Here is a 19,458-nt window from a genome sequence, read left to right on the forward strand (position 1 = left end):
CCTTAGTTAAGTCATGTCGCTCACGTCTGCACTCAACACTGCACAATCGATATTCAACAATACCGGCACGCAAAGCAGTGTCGTATCGAACAATATCGCGAATGCCGGCAACACGAACTACAACCGCCGCGAAGCGGTTGTATCGACGACGTCGGCCGGCGCAACCGTTGTGCAGATTGCGCGATCCCAGGATGCCTCGCTTCAGACCCAGTTCCTGTCAAGCACGTCGGATGACGCAGCGCAGCAACGGCTGTTGAAAGGCCTGGAGGACATCAAGGCCACGATGGGCGGCAACGACTACGAGACGTCGCCCGCGACTTACCTTGCAACGCTCCAGACGGCACTCCAGACCTATGCCGGTTCGCCGAGCAGCCTCACGGCGGCGCAGGGCGCCGTGACGGCCGCTCAGGACGTTGCAACCTCGCTCAATCAGTCGACGCAGGCTGTCCAAAGCCTCCGGGAGGATGCTGACAAGGAAATCAGCACCGACGTCGACTCGCTGAACAATCTTCTGGCGCAGTTCAAGCAGGCCAATGATGCAGTGCAGTCGGCGACCGTCGCTGCAGCTTCCGCGTCAGGAGCGGCTTCGCCCGCACTCTCGGATGCGCTCGATCAGCGCGACGCCGTTCTCGGTCAGATTTCGCAGCTGGTCGGCATCAAGACCGTCACCCGCGACAACAACGACATGGCGATCTACACGTCCACGGGAACGGTGCTTTTCGAGACGCTCCCGCGGACGGTGACTTTCCAGCCGACGAATGGCTACACGGCCGGAACGACCGGCAATGCCATCTACATCGACGGCGTGCCGTTGGCTTCGGGGCAGGGGTCGGATACGAACGGGCAGGGCAGTCTCCAGTCGCTGATACAGCTTCGGGACGATGTTGCGCCGACCTATCAGAAGCAGCTCGATGAAATCGCTCGCGGTCTCGTCACGATGTTCTCGGAAACGACGACGGATGGCGGCACGCCGCCCACCACGCTGAGCACGCAGCCCGGCCTGTTCGTCTGGACCCAGAACAGCGCGGGTGATGGCGAGACGCCCACCAGCGCGACGGTCATCGACGGGATGGCCGGGACCATTGCGGTTAGCGCGCAAGTCGTGACATCGCAGGGCGGCGATCCCACTCGTCTGCGCGACGGCACCATCAATCCTCTCAGCACCAGCCAGAATCCCACCGGCGATAGTGGTTACTCCACTCTCCTGGACAGTTATTCGAACGGCATGGATGCAGACATGAGCTTCGACCCTTCGACAGGGGTCGACACAAGCTCCAGCATTCTCAGCTTCGCCTCCAATTCGGTTGGATGGGTCGAAGGTCAGCGCAGCTCGGCAAATACGGCTGCAGAGAATACGTCAGCCGCCCTTACCCGTTCGTCGGACGCTTATTCCAATAGCACCGGCGTTAATCTGGACGAGGAACTGACGCTGATGATGGATATCGAGCAATCCTACAAGGCAGGTACGAAGCTTCTCTCTGCCGTAAACGATATGCTGCAAGCGCTATTGGATTCTGCGAGCTAAATTATGAAGACCTCTTTCATTTCAAGCAATGCAATTCAAAATGCCATGCGTCTCACGATTCGCGAGACGCAGAACCAGATGTCCGACGCCTCTCAGGAGGCGACGACGGGTGTTTATGCGGATTTCGGCGTGTCTCTCGGTGGAAACGTCTCCGAGAGCATCGACTTCACTCGCGAAGTGTCGCGCATCGATTCTATTGTCAGCAGCAATTCCATCGCGGCAGGACGGTTGACGGCGTCGCAGAACGCTCTGTCCGATATGTCCACCCAGTCGCAGGATTTTCTGGACCAGCTTCTCGCCCTGCGCGGCAACCAGACGAGCGACAACGTTACGCTCTCCCAGAACACCGCGAATTCCGCGCTTTCAGCGCTTGTCGGCGATGCGAATACGATGGTCAACGGCGAGTATATTTTTGCCGGCATCAACACCGACGTGCAGCCCATGACAGACAACAGTGATGCTGCCGTATCGGCGATTAACGACGCGCTGACCACCTATATGGGAAATCTCGTGCCTCCGGTCACGTCGACCGCTGATCTGACGAATGCCCAGATGACGGACTTCATCCAGAACACCGTCCAGCCGATGTTTACCGATGACAGCTCGCCTGCGCCCGATAATTGGGCAAGCTGGTCCAGCGCGTCGGATCAGAACATGACGAGCCGGATCAGCAACTCCGAAGTGGTGGAATCGTCGACGAACTCGAACGGCGATGGAATGAGATATCTCGCTCTCGCCGCCACCGTCACGAAAGCGCTGATGGGCCAGAATCTGAGCTCCGACACGATGAATGCGGTCACGGATGCGGCGATCAGCTACTCGCGCCAGTCGGTTGATGCGCTCAATGCCTCGGCGAGCGAACTGGGCCTCTCCCAGTCTCGCGTCAGCAAAGCCAATGATGCCCTCAGTGCGCAAAAGGACATCATCAACAACAACATCGCGGATCTTCAGGGTGTTGATCCCTACGAAGCCTCCACGAGGGCAAACGCTCTGCAAACACAGCTAGAGACAGCCTACACGCTGGTCTCGAAGATCCAGCAGTTGAGTCTCGTAAATTACCTTTGATGATCAAAGGTCGATGATCAGAAGGATGCATGAATGTATCAGTTCTCATATGCGGAAGTCATGCAGGACGCGGTGGCAGACGCCAGGGAGCGGGAACGCCAGGTTCTGGAGCGGTCGGTCGGACTTCTATCGGCCGCCCGCGACAAGGAGAAGTATGGCAAAGAGGCTATCGAAGCCTTGTTTTATACGCGGCGCGTCTGGATCAGCTTCATCGAGGATCTGAAGAATCCGGAGAACCAACTTGATATCGAACTGCGCGCAAATCTCATCTCAATCGCAATCTGGATATTGAAGGAATGCGACAGGATCAGGAAGCGGCAGTCGAACAACTACCAGAGCATTATTGACGTCACCACCATCATCAGGGATGGACTCAAATGAAAAGTACTCTTCGCATATCGCTTAAAGCCGGAGAAAAAATATTTATAAATGGGGCCGTGCTGCGCGTTGACCGTAAGGTTGCGTTGGAGTTCCTGAATGACGTGACGTTCCTGTTGGAGAATCACGTTCTCCAGCCTGAGGATGCGACGACACCACTTCGCCAGCTCTATTTCATCGCTCAGATGATCCTCATAAACCCTGAAGGCAAGGAGCAGTCGACTGCGATGTTCCGCAAGTCGGTTGTCATGCTGCTCTCCTGCTTCAAGAACGAGGAAGTTCTGGCAGAACTGAAGCGTGTTGATGGCTTGGTGGCAACCGGTCGCGCCTTCGATGCTCTCAAGGCGATCCGCGGTCTCTATGCGACCGAGGACAAGATCCTGCACAACCTGGAAATGCCGGCGGCAACGGTCGAGCAGATTCGTAGGGAGATTGCTCCATGGCGATAGATCCAGTCAGCCAGATGCAGGCCAATTCGGCCTCGGGTAGCAACAGTGCCAGCGGTTCCAACGACGCTGCCTCCGCCGGCGCGGCCGCGACCGTCAACTACAACGACTTTCTGCAGCTTCTGATCGCTCAGATGAAGACGCAGGATCCGACCGAGCCGATGGACGCCAGCGCGCAGATTGCCCAGCTGGCAAGCTTCTCGCAGGTCGAGCAACAGATCCAGACAAACTCGCACTTCGAAACTGCGCTGCAGAATCAATATGTCTCGCAGGCTGCCGATTACATCGGCAAGCAGATCATGAGTGCAGACGGATCGGTTACCGGAACCGTGAAGGAAGTCAGCATCTATTCCGACGGTGTCATTGCCATTACTGATGATGGACAGAAGGTGCTGATTCAGGCAGGCGTGACAGTCGCCCCGGCAGGCACTACCATCGATCCGCCGCCTTCGTCGGATGATTCGTCGGGTTCAGGCGATGGCAGCAGTTCATGACGAGCCGCTAAACAATTAGGGAAGGTCGCTTCAATGAATGAAGCCGATGCACTGGATATCTTTCGGGCGGCGCTCTGGACAGTTCTTGTCGCGGCAGGCCCTGCCGTCGCAGCAGCCATGATCGTGGGCGTCGTGATCGCATTGATCCAGGCGCTGACACAGATCCAGGAAGCGACCCTGACCTTCGTGCCGAAGATCGTTACGGTGATGCTGGTAGCCGGCATCACGGCCCCTTTCATCGGCTCTCATATCGGGATTTTCACAAATCTCGTCTTCTCCCGGATACAGTCGGGATTCTAGCGAAGAGCCGTCCGGCCTGGCCATTTGCGAAAGCCACCCGCCACGCGCCGAAACCGGTGCGTGGCGTTTTCGTTAAAAGGCCACGAAGCCACCCTCGCGCAAGCTTCGTCTTCTATCGCTCGGATCGAATAGGGCAAATGGCGTTGTCGCTTGCCCCCTCTCATGAAGAGATGGATCTGAACCATGGCACAGCCAGCTGCAATACCGGTTCCAAAAGCCAACCCGAGCCTGCGGGATGTCAGCTTCGCCTTCGGCGTGATGATCATCATCTGCGTGCTCTTCCTGCCGATCCCGCCGTTCCTCATCGATATGGGCCTGGCGTTTTCGCTGGCACTTTCGGTGCTGATCCTCATGGTCGCACTGTGGATCCAGAAGCCGCTGGAATTCTCGTCCTTTCCGACGATCCTCCTGATCGCCACGATGACGCGACTATCGCTAAACATCGCAACGACGCGCGTGATTCTGTCTCACGGCTATGAGGGCAACCATGCAGCGGGTGGCGTGATCGCCGGCTTCGCGAGCCTTGTGATGTCCGGCGACTTCGTCATCGGTCTGATCGTCTTTTTGATCCTGATCACGATCAACTTCATCGTTATTACGAAGGGTGCAACGCGTATCGCGGAAGTCGGCGCCCGCTTCACCCTCGACGCCATTCCCGGCAAGCAGATGGCGATCGACGCCGATCTGTCGGCCGGCATCATCAACGAGCAGGAAGCTCAGAGGCGACGCAAGGATCTCGAAGAGGAAAGCTCCTTCTTCGGTGCGATGGACGGTGCGTCGAAATTCGTTCGAGGCGACGCTGTCGCCGGCCTTCTCATTACGGCCATCAACATCTTCGGCGGCATCATCATCGGCTACTTCCGTCACGGAATGCCGATCGGTCAGGCTGCCGACGTCTTCGTGAAGCTTTCCGTCGGCGACGGTCTCGTCTCGCAGATGCCGGCGCTGGTCATCTCTCTCGCGGCCGGCTTCCTCGTTACCCGCGGCGGCTCCGTCGGCTCGACCGACCAGGCCGTCGTCCGCCAACTGAGCGGCTATCCGCGAGCGCTCGCCGTTGCCGCCGTGCTGATGGGCATCCTCGCCATCATGCCGGGTCTTCCGTTCATTCCCTTCGCGATCCTCGGTGGCCTCATGGCAACGGGCGCCTGGTTCATCCCGCGTCAGGCGGAAGCTGAAAACAAGCTTCTCCGCGAGCAGGAAGAAAAGAAGGTGATGCAGACGAAGGAAGACGAGAAGGATTCGGTCAAGTCTGCGCTGAAGACCGCCGAAGTCGAGCTCGCCCTGGGCAAGATCGTTTCCACCCGCCTGCTCGGCGCCCATCAGGAACTCGCCTTCCGCGTCGGCAAGATGCGCAAGAAATTCGCGACGCAATACGGTTTCGTGGTGCCGGAAATCAAGGTCACGGACGATCTCGCCATAGCCGACAAATCCTACCAGATCCGCATCCACGGCACGACGGTTGCCTCCAATATGCTGCGCGTTGGCGAAGTGCTCGTAGTCACCGGCTCCGGTCGCAAGCCGACCGTTCCGGGCGACGAGATCCGCGAACCAGCCTTCGGTCTGCCGGCCTATTCAGTACTCGAAGCCTTCACGGAAGATCTGAAGCGCGAGGGCTTCCAGCCGATCGACAACGTTTCGGTTGTTCTGACCCATATGAGCGAGGTCATCCGCAACAACCTGCCCGCGCTGCTGTCCTATAAGGACGTCAAGGTGCTGATCGAACGCCTCGATCCGGAATACAAGAAGCTTGCCGACGAAATCTGCTCCTCGCACATGTCCTATTCGGGCCTGCAGGCGGTACTCAAGCTGCTCCTTGCCGAGCGCGTCTCGATCCGCAATCTTCACCTCATCCTGGAAGCGGTCGCCGAACTCGCGCCGCATGTGCGCAAGACCGAACAGATCGTCGAGCACGTGCGCGTGCGTATGGCCCAGCAGCTCTGCGGCGACCTTGCGGACAACGGCGTGCTGCGTGTCCTGCGACTCGGTAGCAAGTGGGACCTCGCCTTCCACCAGGCGCTCAAGCGCGATGCGAAGGGCGACGTTATCGAATTCGACATCGATCCGCGTGCGCTCGAAGAGTTCAGCGAGCAGGCGACCGGAGTTATCCGTGAATTCATGGACCGCGGGCTACCCTTCGTGCTTGTCACGTCGCCGGAAACGCGCTCCTATGTGCGCATGATCATCGAACGCTTGTTCGCGACTCTCCCGGTCCTGTCTCATCTGGAATTGGCAAGGGGGATCGAAATCAAGATTCTAGGCTCTATTGCATGATTTCTGACCCCCAGGGGACCATCCTCGCTCTGTTTCTCACCTTTTGCCGGATAGGCACTTGCGTGATGGTTCTCCCGGGATTTTCCTCTGGGCGTCTCCCGCCGCAGATCAGGCTCTTCCTGGCGCTGACAATGTCGTTGGCCGTCATGCCGATGCTATGGAGCACCATTTATCCCAAGGCCTCGGCAGGCGACGCGACCTATGTCGGCCTGATCTTCAGCGAGACGCTGATCGGCCTGATGTATGGTCTTATGGCACGCCTATACACGCTCGGATTGCAGTTCCTGGGAACCGTGATCTCGACGATGATCGGCCTGAGCTCTCCGAGCGGGCCGGACATCCTTGACGATTCGAGTGAGACGACGGTGACCGCTCTCATCAACCTCTGCGCGATGATGGTCCTCTTCATCCTGGACTTCCATCACTATGTTTTCCGCGCGCTGATCGACTCTTATTCGGTCGTGCCTTTCGGCGGCCATATCGAAGTGCGCGCCACACTGGTCTCGGTGACGGATACGCTGGAGCAGACCACGTTCATCATGCTGCGCCTTGCCAGCCCATTTATCCTCTATGCGCTGATGTTCCAGTTTTCGATCGGCTTCATCAACAAGCTGGCGCCGCATGTCCCGGTCTATTTCATTTCCACGCCCTATCTGGTGATGGGCGGCCTGTTCATGCTCTATTTGAGCATCGCCGAATTGGTCACGCAGTTTTCCGATTCGTTCCTCAGCGTCTACAATGGTCACTAGCAACGACGGCGGCACCGAATGGTCGAAAAAACGCGATCTGAAAAATTGAAGCGCCTTGTTACGGTTCAGCGGCATCTCGAGCGCATGGCCGAACAGGAGCTGGCCGACAACACGCGGCAGCGCACCGAAGTCTCACAGTCGATCGATCAGACCATTGCAGCCATCAGCTCCACCGACCCGATGCATGCGGCGTTTTCGCATCATTACACCCAGCGATTCGCCCGTCTGTCAGTCAAGGACCAGCAGCTTGCGGGCATGCAGACGGTGATCGAGATGAAGATCATGAAGGAGCGCACCAAGGCGGATCGTCTCGAGGACAACATGAAGGAGGCCCGCGAGCTGGAAAACCGCGAGGCTGACGATAATGCAGTCTACGATTTGATGGACCAGCGCATGGCGTCGCTAACGCCAGCCTCCAGCAAGGTTCACGAAACATAATCGTCGCGATTTCAAGTGAAAGGAACGTGACGTGGCTATCTCACCGCCAAGTGATTTGGTCCTGGACGTTGTCAAGGCGGCCGATCCGGCCGATGTCCAGGCAGCGCAGGCCAAACTCCAGGCAAACCGCGCGGCATTTGCCGCAACCAGTCTTGCAGAAGCCGGCAACGGCTTTCAGTCGACGGTGGATGTCCTGAACAGCGCAGCGACGAAGGCTGGCCTCGGCAATGCCAAGGATCGCACTCATTCGACCGAGAAGGTCCCGGCGACCTACCACAAGTTCGAAGCCATGGTCCTGCAGAATTTCGTCAAGAACATGCTGCCGAACAGCGAAACGCTGTACGGCAAGGGCACTGCGGGCGAAATGTGGAAGGGCATGATGGCCGAACAGCTCGGCAACACGATTGCCAAGAACGGCGGCGTGGGTATTGCCGAGCAGATGTACAAGGAACAGCTCGACAAGACGCGCAGCAAGGGCATCGTCAACGCATCGACCGATGAGAACGATCGCAAGATGGCGCTGAGCATGATCACCGATTTCCAGCGCAAGACGCTTGATACCGCCTCCACAGACGGGAGCTCGGATGCGTCTGCGACCAATCAGAGCTTGATGGCGAAAAAAGCGTAAGCAGGGGTGGGGAAATGGAAATAATTTCGAACGACTACCGCATCAAGTCCGTTCTCGGCCGGCTTGAAATGATCATCGACAACGAGAATACCCGTATCGGCCGTGATCCGGAATTCGACCTCAAGCTGTCGAATACGCACAAGAGCCGGTGCCTTTACGAGCTGTCGATGCTGTTCAGGGATACGGATCCGGCCGAACTTGCGCTCGTTCATATCGAGCAGCTTCATGGCCTGAAAAAAAAGCTGGTCCTCAACGCCCGGCGCGTAGAGGCGCATCTGGAGGCGGTTCGCGCCGTCACCGAGATCCTGAAGAATGCCATGCATGATGCCGAAACCGATGGCACCTATTCCCAGGAACAATTCATCGTCCGTGAGGCCTGATGGTCAAGTTCATCATTACAGGTGTTTGGGCATGCGTGGTCGCGCTCGGAGCCGTCTATGGCTCCGTGTGGATGGCGACGAGGCCTGCGCCTGATCCGGCTGCTACCGAAAAGGCGCAGCAGGAATATGTGAAGGGCGAGTCGATCAACATTCCGGTGATCGCCAATGAGCAGGTGACCGGCTATTTTCTGACCACGATCTCCTTCATGATGGACAAGGACAAGGCGAAGGACCTCAAGGTCCCGCTCACTCAGCTGACCACGGACGAGCTCTTCTCGTTGCTGGTCGGCAACAAGATGGTCGACCTCTCGCACACTTCCAACTTCAACCTTGCTGCGTTTCGCGACGACATCAAGAAGAACATGAACGAGCGGCTTGGCGGCGACTATGTCGACAGCGTTCTGGTCGAACAGCTCGATTATCTCTCCAAGGACGAGGTTCGTGCCAACGATGCCGCTCCTGTCAAGAAGAACCTGAAGCCGGTAAAGATCGTCCCGGGCGATCCCGTGCCGGCCGACGCCAAGGCCCCTGCGCACTGACGTCTGCCGAGCAGATTATTCGATCCATGGTTTTATTCGGAGGAGGCCGCTTCGCTCGCGTTGCGGCCTCTTCTGCGTTAACCGCTTGTTCGCTCCTGGGGCAAAGCAGGGTTAGAGAGCCGTAAACAGGCTCACCGGTGCGCAGACGAAAATGGGACGCTTCCCAAAGGCGAGGCGGCGTTCGGCGCGCCCATAGTTAACAATGTGTTGCGGGACCAATGCAATTTCTAGTGGTTTCCGTAAGGGAAGCTTGTGAGAGCTTTGTTATAAGCATCGCAAGCGATCGCTTTTTCCTTGTCCATGGCCGCTGCGACAGACCGCAGAGGCTTTCAGCCGGGCAGACGGGTCCCACCCGATCATAAGAAGAGTGACTGCCATAGGGGTTGGCCGGCCGCTGCTGCGTGCCGGCGCGTTGCGTGCGTAACGGGTTTGCCAGAGTAGGGCGCATGACGCGTCCATGGCAGGAGGTGTAAGTGAACTTGATCGCGAACTTTGCCGTTCTTGCGTCACGTCGAATGATATTCGACTTGCCGGTTTGCGACCTCGGCTGGGATGATGCCCTGACATTCATAAACGAGCTGGCTTCCCTGCCGCTCGGGCAGACGGTCATTTCCTTCGTCAACGCGCATAATATGCTCGTCATGCTGCGCGATGAGCACTACCGCGATGTCTTGGTGCACAACCTCGTTCTCCCCGATGGCATCGGCGTGGACATTGCCTCGCGCGTCGCTCACGGCGCCTCCTTCCCGGCCAATCTGAACGGCACTGACTTCGTGCCGGCCCTCCTGACTTTCATGGAACAGCCGAAGCGTATAGGTCTCGTCGGCGGTCGCCGCGACATCGTCGAAAAGGCGGCAGAGAATTTTCGCAATCATGCGCCATGGCACGAATTCGTCGTGATATCCGACGGCTATTTCGACAAGGTCGACAGCAGCGCCGTTACATCGGAGATCGAACGGCAGAAGCTCGATGTCCTGATCGTCGGAATGGGGACGCCGTTGCAGGAAAAATGGGTGGCCGATCATATCCGACCGCAGCATGCACGCCTTGTCATGACCGTGGGCGCTCTGTTCGATTTCGTATCCGGGACGGTTCCGCGTGCGCCCCGCATGGTACGTGCGCTCAGGCTGGAGTGGATCTTCCGCCTCCTGCAGGAGCCGTCCCGACTTTGGCGCCGCTATATCGTCGGCGTGCCGGTCTTCCTCTTCCAGGTCGTGTGGCATCGCTTCGGCCCACGCTATTCGACACTGCGGCAGACGGTCGGTTCCGTACGCGCCGACGCCCAAAGGAGACTGCCGGCGCCCGAAAAGTTCGGTCGCTGATGGCTGCCGGCAGGCCGTCCCGGCAGCTCGTCATTGCCGCCACGTTAACACTTTCTTTGCCATAGTAATTTAGAGTGGGTTAATCAATCGGACCTTGAGCGGCGATGTTGCGTCGGCCAAGAAGTGCGCGAGATGGGCCCTCAATGTCGTTCAGCCATGCGAACAGGAACTCGCCTTTTCCTGAGATCGATGCCCAAAAGGCATCGCGCGGAGGCAGTGCGCCCTATCGCGAGGACGACCGCTATCCCGCTCCCGCCAATATCCAGGGACCCAGCGATGCCGAGCTGATCGACATCCTGCAGCGCGCTCTCCGCGGCGACCCCTATCCCGTTTCCGGACGCAAGACTGTTTCCGAGCCAGTCGCCGAACCTCCATTGACAGACCGCATCCGCGGCATATTGCGTAGCGATCCGCCGATGACGAGAAACACGGCGCGAGCCGTTGTTTCGGCAGCATTGCCAACTCCTGCAGCATTGCCGCCCCAGCCTCAAATCTTGCCGAAGCAGGAGATTGCCGAGGAACGCATCGCACCGCCGGCGCCTCAGCCCGTGGCCAAGGTCGCACCGCGGGAAGCGAAAATCGGCCCAGCACCCGAAATCGTGAAAATCAACCAAGCAGCGAAGCCTACCCGTCGGGGCTGGAGCTTTGGCCTATCGTCCATCGCCTTCGTTGCCGCCGTCGCGATTTCAGGCGCAGTTCTGCCGGCATTCCTGGCAGGGCCGCCACAATATGTTGCGACCGCTCGTCTCCAGCTTCAGTCGGGAGCAGCGTCGCAACCCGGCTTTATGGATATTCTTACCAAGCGGATCGCCTCCCCACACCTCCTGTCCCAGGTGGTGGCGAAGCTCAAGCTTGACCGTGACCCGGAATTCACCGGCGGGACGGCAGGGCCGATCGGCGTCGCCGTCGATCTCCTGTCCAGCAGCGGCGCCGCGTCGGACGCGCTGTCCCGCGCCCAGGCTACCTTACGAAGCGCGATCGAGGTGACCCCGAACCGTCCGGCAGGACTGTTGTATCTTTCCGTCACGGCGCCCAGCGCAGAGAAATCGGCGCGGATCGCCAATATGCTGGCCGATGCGACAGTCTATGACGCCGTCATCTCGCAGGGAATGCAAACGCCGGGACAGGCATCCGCCATCGATGCGAACCGCAAGGCCTATGACCAGGCATCGGCAGCGCTTACCGCCTTCAACACGCAAACTGGCCAGGACAAGATAAAGGCTGCGATTGACCTGCAGCAGGACAAGAGTGAGCTCGATAAGCAGGCTGCTGATGCCGATAAGGCCGTCGACGCCGCCCGCATCCGACTCACCGCGGCAAAGACCGCGAAGCTGTCGGATGTTCTCGACGGCTCCCTTTCGCCGGACCTGCGCTCCTCGCCGGCGCTCGAGGATATGCGCGACCGTTATGCCGCAGCGAAGACGACGCTCTCGCAGCTCTCGGCCGAGCTTGGCCCGCGCCACCCGCGCCTGCTCGCCCAGCAGGCAACGGTCGACGAGCTGCGCACTAACATACAAACGGAACTTCAGCGCCTCGTCGCTGCCGGCGATTCCGACCTGAAGGCAGCGCTTGCCGACCAGAAGGCGACTGCGGATCGCGCAACCGCAATGAAGAGCAAGGATATCGGGGTCGACATGGCGCGCTTCGGGCAGTTGCAGGATGCAGTCGAGGCGGCCCGCGAACGCTACGAAAACAGCCTTCAGGGCGGCGCTGAGACAAAGCCGTCGGCAGCGCCCGTGCCGCTATCCGTGGCCAGCCCTGCCGTCGCTCCGAACGCGCCGATCGAAGACAATCTCACGGCCGCTGAGACCGTCGGCTTCCTGATGGGCCTTGGTATTGCCCTTTGCCTCGTATTCCTTCGCAAGTGGATCGTCGATGCCCTGCTCGATGGAGTGGAAGGCGAGGCGGCCATCGCGGCTGAGCATTCCCTCCACCGCAGCGAGCCGGTCATGGAGCCGCGCCGCTCGTCGATCGCTCCGTCGCCGCAGAAATTCGACGCCGCCATTCCTGTTGCCAACGATCTGCCGAAGGCACCGCCCGCCGCTCCAACTGCCGCGCCGGTCCCGACCCCGATCCAGACCCCGGGAGTTACCGAGGATATCGCCGCACTCCAGGCTCGCATGGCATCCCTGCGAGCAAAGGTGGAAAGCTATGCCGCGAAGCGAAACGGCGCCCGCCGCTAGGCTTCGTTCGACCGCCGCTCCAGCAGGCGCTCGAAAGCAGCCTTGATTCTCATGACGTGCGGCGTCTTGTAGTCGAACCCCTCATTGTGAAGGTGGATGAGCATCGAGGCATTCACCTCGAAGATCACGATCCGTCCGTCGGAATCGACCGAACAATCTATGCCGAAATAATCGAGACCGATTTCGCGCCGGATCGCGTCAAGGGTCGCCATCGCCTCCGGTCCGAAGACACGGCCCGGGTTGTCGAGAAAGGCCTGCTCTTCGTTGCGCATCCATTCCGCTTCGGCCATCCGCGTCGACGCGTGATGCACTTTCCAGACATCGCCGATCGCCAGATGATAGGGAAGGATCTCTTCGCCGACGAAGATCAGCCGGTATTTCCGGAAAAAGCCGTCCGGGGAACTGTAGTCGACGAAGTCGGTCAGATAGAGGGCACGGTCTCCCGCCTCTTCGGCAAAGCTAAGCAACGCGGCCGGATCGGAAACCAGTTCCATCTTCTCGCCGCCATGCGTCCCGGCATGGCGGACGATCAATGGAAAGCCCTGGATCTCACTTTCACTGAGCAGGTGCCGAAGATCGGCGCCATCCATGCGGACCGTCGTTGGCATGACCGCACCCGAAATCCCGGCAAGACGCTGCGAGATCGATTGGCGATCCGTTCCCGATATCAATCCGGGATGATTGATGACCGGCTTTTGAAGGGTGCTGATGAGGTCGGCAACAGAGGCGATCACATCAAGTCCGAAATCAGTCTCCGAAACCAGATTGACGACGACGTGGGCCTTGTGACCCAAGACGCCTGGATCGTAGCGGTAATCCGGCAGCACGATCGCGACATCCGCATCGAAGCTGGCGCCCTTGATCAAATCCTCATAGGGCGTGTTGCCGGCCATGGGCGAGAAAAGCATGAGCGCGCGAAGTCTTGCGGGCTGGTGCGCTGCCGGGTAGCTGCGAACTGCTCCCATGCTGGCGAGGGAGCGAAAGCAGATGCGCGCTGCCTGCTCATTGCCGAGTTCGTACTCGAGGTTTCCGCAAAGGAGAAGCGCTTCCCGATTGGTCGGGTCGGCCCGCAGCGCGTTCTGGGCGCATGCCAGCGCCGGTTCCGTGAGCCCTGCCTTCTTCAGTGCCTGCGCCTTGTTGCAAAGGCAGTAAAAATCAGTCGGGGCAAGCGACAGCCCCCGGTCGTAGGCCGCGATAGCCTGCTGAAGATTATCATCCGTCTGCAGGGCATCGCCGAGCAGCACCCAGGACGATACCTCACCCGGCGCCAGTCGGCAGCACCGCGCCGCCGAGGCAACGGCCTCCGCCAGGTTCCCGGCGGACATCAGCAGACGGCTGCGTCTCGCCCATGCCAGGTTATAGTCGTCCTTCAGGGCGACTGCCCGGTCGAGACTGGAGAGGGCTTCGTCCGAGCGGCCGAGGTCCGCAAGTACCACCCCATGGTGATACCAGTGCCCGGCATCTTCCGGCCTTAGCGCAATTGCCTTGTCGTAACATTCCAATGCTCGTCCCAGATCGCCGACGGTTTGGTATGCCATGCCGAGGCCGGCAACCACTTGGGCATCCTCAGGTTTGATGGCGAGCGACGCGTCGAACCACGCAACCGCTTCCTGCGGTCTGTCCGCCTGCAGAAGCAGAAATGCCAGCATGTTGCAGGCAACAGGCGCGCGGCGAACGAGATGATCCGACGACAGGAGCAGGGCGATCGCTCCGTCATTGTCGCCCGCACCCATCAGATTGCTGACCTGCGTCAGGACGGACAGAAGCGCCGAAGCATCAAACGAGGAAGCGGCTGGCGACTGGTTCATTCAAGGCGGCTTTCAAAAACGGAAGGACGGCAGCTGAACGCTGTAACTCTCGTATTTTAGAGGTTCAGCCTTGCCATAGGCTGACCTTCCCGTCGCGCGTTGGGGATCGCGGACAACGAACGCGTTTCAGGATTGAAGCGGACCGCTTCGATAATTGGTGATCAATCGCAGCCAGGGCGCTGAGTGAAAGACGCTCATCAGCAGGTACATCGGCACCATGCCGCCTAGCAGCGAGCCAGCTTGCGCCGTCGAGCACATCATAGCCATCTGGTCGCCGCCGAGGGCAACCGTCATCAGCGCCATGATCGCAAAGGTCGGCGCGGCCGCGAGGCATAGCAAGTCGATTGCGCCTAAGGCGGCGGCGTTGCCGCCATTCTCGCTGCCAGCGCCGCGGGCGCCGTCGTCAATATGAATATTGCTCATGTTTTCCTCCTCCGCCGAGATGCGGCTACGCGGCACAGGACCGGGAGTTGAAATCCCGGTCCTGCCTTTGCGCGTCTCACTCAGCCCAGCTTGTATTCGTCGTGGCGGCGCCACCACATGCCTGTCTCGTTTCGGCCTCTCGGGGTGCGGTCGAGCCACTGGTACATGCCCCACAGCCCATCGAGCCCGCGGGAATAGGCGGAATAGGTATGGTAGACGACGCCGTCTTCAATCGCGAAAGCGCTCAGGCCCGGCCTTTCCCGTGCGTAAGTCGCCGTGTCGGTTCCGGACATTGCAGCACCAGAGGCCGCTCCGTCAGGTGTCTTGCGCGAGGGGACTGCGACAGAACCTTCGTCCTCGCGTGGCTGCCACGCCGCTTCGCGCCGGTAATTGTAGTCGATGCCTCCGCCGCGCTGTTGCTCCTCGCTGAACCAGACATTGAAATCGGCGTTGAAGTCGCCGCCATAGGACGAGGCCCAGGGAAAGGTCCATCCCATCCGCTCCTGATACGCTTTGAGCTTCGCAAGGGGAGCGCGCGACACGGCGGAAAACATCACGTCGTGGTTCTGCAAGTGGACGGCGATGCCGTTGAACCCGTCGGCGATCGACGAACAGGACGGGCAGCCCGCGCTATAGTCCGGCCCGAACATGAAGTGGTAGACGAGAAGCTGGGAGCGTCCCTTGAAGAGATCGACCAGAGAAACGGTTCCCTTGTCGGTTTCGAACCGATATTCCTTGTCGATCCGAACCCAGGGCATCTTCTGACGCCATTGCGCCAGTTCGTCGCTGCGCCGCGTCAGTTCCTTCTCCTCCTGGAGCAGCCCGAGCCGCGCCTTCAACCATTCATCGCGTGAAACAACTTGATTAAGCATAGCGAACCTCCTGTTGGTGTATGCCTGTTGCGTTGACGATCAATTCCGGTCGAACTGCCTTTCAGCGGGTCGACCTCGCCCTCCCGCCGGCGCAGCGCGCCGTCGGCATGGGTTTCGATTTCTGTCGTTCAGTTCGTCTGCCTGCCGTCAGGCCGGCAGCATCCGGTCATAGTCCGCCCTGAGGCGGCTCCAGCCGTCCCAGTAAGGCTCGGGCTCCGTGGCCGTGACGCGGGCGACCAGAATGTCGAGGTGCATGTGCCAGCCGGCGCCGACCATCAGCGTGATAGCCCGGTCGGGCAGGCGGCGATGGATGACGGTGAGCAAGACTCCGGCGTCCTTCTCTTCCAGTTCGAAGGAAACCTCGCCGCCGTTTCCCCAGGTGAAGGTGAGCTTGTGGGGCGGTTCGAGCTCGACAATATGACTCTCCATTCGATGCTCGTCGGAGAAGCCGGACGGCCGATGACCGGGCGGGTTAGTAAGTTCATTGTTTCGCCAGACCAGCTCGAAAGGCGCACCAACCTTCATCTCCATCTGGCCCGCGGCCAGCCACTGGCGGCGCAGATCTCCATCGGTGAGATACGCCCATATGCGCTCGATCGGGCCGGGCAGAAGGCGCTGGATCTTCATCGTCGCCGGCTCGGTCAGCATGCCATAGGCGCTCGGGCTCGCAATGTCGGTCATTGGTCATCTCCTCTTTTGGGGTTGGGGGATTGGCGTGCGTCCTCCTCGCGCAGCAGTCGTTCGAGCACATCCAGACGGCCGGTCCAGAAGCGTTCGTAGAAGCCCAGCCACTGATGTGCGCTGGCCAGCGGTCCAGGCTCGAGGCGGCACAGATGGGTTCTGCCTCGTATTTCGCGACGGATCAGCCCGGCGCCTTCCAGCACCTTGATGTGCTTCGAGGCCGCCGCAAGCGAGATTGCGAAGGGTTCGGCAAGCTGGCCGACCGTTCGCTCGCCATCGGCGAGTTCATGAAGCATCTCCCGGCGCGTGGCGTCGGAGAGGGCGTGAAAGATCGAATCCATCTCAATCGTCTCTAATTCAACCATGTGGTTGAATATGGACCCGCGCGAATTAATAGTCAACCGATTAGTTGAATGACGGGCGGGCGCCCGAATTACCCATCATTGTGCTGCGGCGTCGCGCACTTACGGTCTCTGCGTCTCGAACTTCGGCCGCAAACCCAATGAGGCCAGCCCGTAGCGATGCTGCAGCCACAGCAGCAGAAAACCGAACAGCGGGATGATGATGTCCATGTAGAAAATGACGCCCGCGTTGCCGGGAGCGAAATTGTGCTCCATGATCATCTGCCAAATATGTCCCGCAGCGGCGCCGAGCGTGAAGACGCTGGGACCGACGATGGCTGCGAGGCGCAGATCGAAGCTGCGGAATGCCGCGATGAAGCCGACGACGGCAAAACCGAGGCTCGCGGTCGCGACTTCGAATTGGAATGGGCTGTCTGCCCAACCGATGAAGGCGGCGGACATTCGCCCGAAAAAGGCATGCATGACAAAATTGTAGAAATTGCCAACGCCAACGACCCAGAATACGTGCCAGGCAAGCAGCTTTTCGATGATGAACGACAGGCCGGCAGGTCTCGTCGCTCGCGCGATGGCGGCGATCGAAAACAACAGGCCGCTGATGAGAAAGGTGAAGGAGTAGTTCGACGCGGCGAAGGAAATTGTCCCTTTGACAATGTCTGCCATCACGTTTCCTCCGGGTCGCCCTTTGGGCGAACGTCAATTCAACTCGTGGCCTTTGCCCTTATGCTCTCGGGATACCATTGGGTAAATTTGACCGCTGCGACGAGTGCTGCGATCGTTGCGATGATGCCGACCCGCTGCGGCAACGAGGGGACGTAGAGAAGCAGGAGATCGGCGATGACCATGACGACGAAGGCCAAGGCCCATACCGCCGTGATGATATAGTTCGTGCGGATGAATACCGGACTGTCCCAAAGCTCGCGGGGAACGCTTTCCCTTGCATATTGCAGAGTGAACGGCCGCCGAATCGCCATGGAAATGAGGACGATGGAAAGGAGGCCCAGGTCGACTCGCAGCCTGACGGCCACGATCGGCCATGTCGGACTGGCAAGGATGGCGTAGAGCGCGAGCGCGGTAAACAGGATCACCGTTCCGATCTCAAGCACCTTCGGGGCGCGACCGGGCGTCACGAGATCGCGGATGAGCATTGCTGCCGATACCACGGCGCCGGCAATCAGCCCTTCTGTCGCACCGACGAAATGGTCGACGACTGCGAAGACGACAAACGGAACGAAGGCCAGTACAATTCCCATCACTTCCTCCGGCGCTGCGAAATGTCTGGGCTGGTCAGGTTTCCTTGCGCATCGGCCTTGGCCGAATGGCGAGCATCCGCTTGGGGGATGCTTCTGTCTATATGATGCTATAGGTAGAATATTAACGTACGAGCAAACGGCAGCGTTGTAAATGGAAATTCGGCGCAGGTCCCGAAGGATGGGGCAATATCCGCGAAGGCCCTTGCGTCCCAGTGGCGTTGGATTCTCCTTGCAATTGGCGCTTTTTGACAGCATAGGGCGCTAGGAGGCAAATCTGCTCGTCCTTCGGCTTGTAGATTGCCGCAGAAACCATTCTCGGGGAGAAACGCGTGGCTGATGTGATCGACGGCAAGCAGGTTGCAGCTTCGGTAATCGATGAGGTCAAGGCCGCTGCGAGCGCCCTTGAGACGGAAACCGCCTTGAAGACGGGCCTTGCCGTCGTCATCGTCGGCGACGATCCGGCAAGCCACACCTATGTCGCTGCCAAGAGCCGCATGGCCAAGGAATGCGGCTTCAATTCCATCCAGCACACGCTGCCGGCCGAGACCACGCAGGAAGAGCTCGCAAGCCTTGTCGCCTCGCTCAATGCCGATCCCAAGGTCAACGGCATCCTCGTCCAGCTGCCGCTGCCAAAGCACCTGAACTCAGACGCCATCATCCAGTCGATCCTGCCGGAAAAGGATGTCGATGGCCTGCATGTCGTCAATGCCGGCAAGCTTGCGACCGGCGATCTCGCAACCGGCCTGATCTCCTGCACGCCGGCTGGCGCCATGCTCTTCGTGCGCCGCACCCATGGCGAGGACCTGTCGGGCCTGAACGCCGTCGTCATCGGCCGCTCCAACCTCTTCGGCAAGCCGATGGCGCAGCTTCTGCTCAATGCCAACGCGACCGTCACCATTGCCCATTCGCGCACCAAGGACCTGCCATCCGTCGCCCGCAACGCCGATATCCTGGTCGCCGCCGTCGGTCGTCCGGAAATGGTGAGGGCCGATTGGGTAAAGCCCGGTGCAACCGTCATTGACGTCGGTATCAACCGCATCGATGCGCCGGAGCGCGGCGAGGGCAAGAGCCGCCTCGTCGGCGACGTCGCCTTTGCGGAATGCGCCGAAGTCGCCTCCGTCATCACCCCGGTCCCGGGTGGCGTCGGTCCGATGACGATCGCCATGCTGATGGCAAACACCGTCATCGCCGCCTACCGCGCCGCCGGGAAGGTCGCGCCGAAGTTTTGATGGTGGCTGGCGAGACTGCCGATAGGGCGCGTGGGAACCCCTCATCCGCCCTTCGGGCACCTTCTCCCCAAGGGGAGAAGAGGGGCGCGGCGCCCGAGTCGCTCACTCCTCAACG

Annotated in this window: 22 protein-coding genes; 15 read left to right on the forward strand and 7 right to left on the reverse strand. The window is 59.8% G+C overall.

Annotation, left to right across the window (positions count from 1 at the left end; translation table 11 throughout):
* Nucleotides 1-13: 13 nt before the first annotated feature.
* From flgK to EV561_RS10965, 14 genes are all read left to right on the forward strand, one after another.
* Nucleotides 14-1,525 carry a flagellar hook-associated protein FlgK gene (flgK, locus tag EV561_RS10900; RefSeq protein WP_132521187.1) on the forward strand — a complete coding sequence of 504 codons (1,512 nt, stop codon included), beginning with the start codon at nt 14-16 and terminating at the stop codon, nt 1,523-1,525.
* A 3-nt stretch (nt 1,526-1,528) separates the two neighbouring features.
* Complete coding sequence (locus tag EV561_RS10905) at nt 1,529-2,590, forward strand: flagellar hook-associated family protein (protein ID WP_132521189.1); 1,062 nt, start codon at nt 1,529-1,531, stop codon at nt 2,588-2,590.
* A 33-nt stretch (nt 2,591-2,623) separates the two neighbouring features.
* Nucleotides 2,624-2,971: a flagellar biosynthesis regulator FlaF gene (flaF, locus tag EV561_RS10910; RefSeq protein WP_132521191.1), complete on the forward strand. Its 348-nt coding sequence runs from the start codon at nt 2,624-2,626 to the stop codon at nt 2,969-2,971.
* On the forward strand, nt 2,968-3,417 hold the full coding sequence (gene flbT / locus EV561_RS10915; protein ID WP_132521193.1) for a flagellar biosynthesis repressor FlbT: 450 nt from the start codon (nt 2,968-2,970) through the stop codon (nt 3,415-3,417). Before flaF ends, flbT begins: the two co-directional genes overlap by 4 nt.
* Nucleotides 3,408-3,908, forward strand: a complete 501-nt coding sequence (gene flgD / locus EV561_RS10920) for a flagellar hook assembly protein FlgD (RefSeq protein ID WP_132521195.1) — start codon at nt 3,408-3,410, stop codon at nt 3,906-3,908. Before flbT ends, flgD begins: the two co-directional genes overlap by 10 nt.
* Nucleotides 3,909-3,941: 33 nt before the next feature.
* Nucleotides 3,942-4,208 (forward strand): flagellar biosynthesis protein FliQ, encoded by a 267-nt coding sequence (gene fliQ, locus EV561_RS10925; RefSeq protein ID WP_132521197.1) that lies wholly within the window; start codon nt 3,942-3,944, stop codon nt 4,206-4,208.
* A gap of 183 nt (nt 4,209-4,391) precedes the next feature.
* Nucleotides 4,392-6,479 (forward strand): flagellar biosynthesis protein FlhA, encoded by a 2,088-nt coding sequence (gene flhA / locus EV561_RS10930; protein ID WP_132521199.1) that lies wholly within the window; start codon nt 4,392-4,394, stop codon nt 6,477-6,479.
* Nucleotides 6,476-7,228 carry a flagellar biosynthetic protein FliR gene (locus EV561_RS10935; RefSeq protein WP_132521201.1) on the forward strand — a complete coding sequence of 251 codons (753 nt, stop codon included), beginning with the start codon at nt 6,476-6,478 and terminating at the stop codon, nt 7,226-7,228. Before flhA ends, EV561_RS10935 begins: the two co-directional genes overlap by 4 nt.
* A gap of 18 nt (nt 7,229-7,246) precedes the next feature.
* Entirely contained in the window at nt 7,247-7,666 is a 420-nt protein-coding gene (locus EV561_RS10940) for a hypothetical protein (protein WP_132521203.1), read from the forward strand.
* Nucleotides 7,667-7,697: 31 nt separating this feature from the next.
* The gene (locus EV561_RS10945) at nt 7,698-8,294 is read left to right on the forward strand and encodes a rod-binding protein (RefSeq protein ID WP_132521205.1); all 597 of its coding nucleotides are present in this window, start codon (nt 7,698-7,700) and stop codon (nt 8,292-8,294) included.
* A gap of 14 nt (nt 8,295-8,308) precedes the next feature.
* Nucleotides 8,309-8,674, forward strand: coding sequence for a hypothetical protein (locus EV561_RS10950; RefSeq protein ID WP_132521207.1), 366 nt, complete (start codon nt 8,309-8,311; stop codon nt 8,672-8,674).
* A complete protein-coding gene (locus EV561_RS10955) occupies nt 8,674-9,213 on the forward strand; it encodes a hypothetical protein (protein ID WP_132521209.1) in 540 nt (179 codons plus the stop codon). The genes EV561_RS10950 and EV561_RS10955 overlap by 1 nt, the downstream gene beginning before the upstream one ends.
* Nucleotides 9,214-9,686: 473 nt before the next feature.
* Nucleotides 9,687-10,535, forward strand: a complete 849-nt coding sequence (locus EV561_RS10960; RefSeq protein WP_132521211.1) for a WecB/TagA/CpsF family glycosyltransferase — start codon at nt 9,687-9,689, stop codon at nt 10,533-10,535.
* 143 nt (nt 10,536-10,678) lie between these two features.
* Nucleotides 10,679-12,718, forward strand: coding sequence for a succinoglycan biosynthesis protein exop (locus EV561_RS10965; RefSeq protein ID WP_165927792.1), 2,040 nt, complete (start codon nt 10,679-10,681; stop codon nt 12,716-12,718).
* On the opposite strand, the gene EV561_RS10970 is transcribed toward EV561_RS10965, so the two are convergent.
* The 7 genes from EV561_RS10970 to EV561_RS11000 form a co-directional block, all read right to left on the reverse strand.
* Nucleotides 12,715-14,526, reverse strand: coding sequence for a tetratricopeptide repeat protein (locus EV561_RS10970; protein WP_132521215.1), 1,812 nt, complete (start codon nt 14,524-14,526; stop codon nt 12,715-12,717). The genes EV561_RS10965 and EV561_RS10970 overlap by 4 nt on opposite strands.
* 126 nt (nt 14,527-14,652) lie before the next feature.
* A complete protein-coding gene (locus EV561_RS10975; RefSeq protein WP_132521217.1) occupies nt 14,653-14,949 on the reverse strand; it encodes a hypothetical protein in 297 nt (98 codons plus the stop codon).
* An 80-nt stretch (nt 14,950-15,029) separates the two neighbouring features.
* Nucleotides 15,030-15,821, reverse strand: coding sequence for a thioredoxin family protein (locus tag EV561_RS10980; RefSeq protein WP_132521219.1), 792 nt, complete (start codon nt 15,819-15,821; stop codon nt 15,030-15,032).
* A 147-nt stretch (nt 15,822-15,968) separates the two neighbouring features.
* Nucleotides 15,969-16,502, reverse strand: coding sequence for an SRPBCC family protein (locus tag EV561_RS10985; protein WP_132521221.1), 534 nt, complete (start codon nt 16,500-16,502; stop codon nt 15,969-15,971).
* Nucleotides 16,499-16,867, reverse strand: coding sequence for a metalloregulator ArsR/SmtB family transcription factor (locus tag EV561_RS10990; RefSeq protein ID WP_132521223.1), 369 nt, complete (start codon nt 16,865-16,867; stop codon nt 16,499-16,501). The genes EV561_RS10985 and EV561_RS10990 overlap by 4 nt, the downstream gene beginning before the upstream one ends.
* Nucleotides 16,868-16,966: 99 nt before the next feature.
* The gene (locus tag EV561_RS10995) at nt 16,967-17,524 is read right to left on the reverse strand and encodes a DUF6790 family protein (RefSeq protein WP_132521224.1); all 558 of its coding nucleotides are present in this window, start codon (nt 17,522-17,524) and stop codon (nt 16,967-16,969) included.
* Between the two features lie 38 nt (nt 17,525-17,562).
* A complete protein-coding gene (locus tag EV561_RS11000) occupies nt 17,563-18,114 on the reverse strand; it encodes a hypothetical protein (RefSeq protein WP_132521226.1) in 552 nt (183 codons plus the stop codon).
* Nucleotides 18,115-18,443: 329 nt separating this feature from the next.
* On the opposite strand from EV561_RS11000, the gene folD reads away from it, so the two are divergent.
* Nucleotides 18,444-19,343, forward strand: coding sequence for a bifunctional methylenetetrahydrofolate dehydrogenase/methenyltetrahydrofolate cyclohydrolase FolD (gene folD, locus EV561_RS11005; protein ID WP_132521228.1), 900 nt, complete (start codon nt 18,444-18,446; stop codon nt 19,341-19,343).
* Nucleotides 19,344-19,458 lie beyond the last annotated feature (115 nt).

The sequence above is a fragment of the Rhizobium sp. BK376 genome (assembly GCF_004341625.1).
GTDB lineage: Bacteria > Pseudomonadota > Alphaproteobacteria > Rhizobiales > Rhizobiaceae > Rhizobium.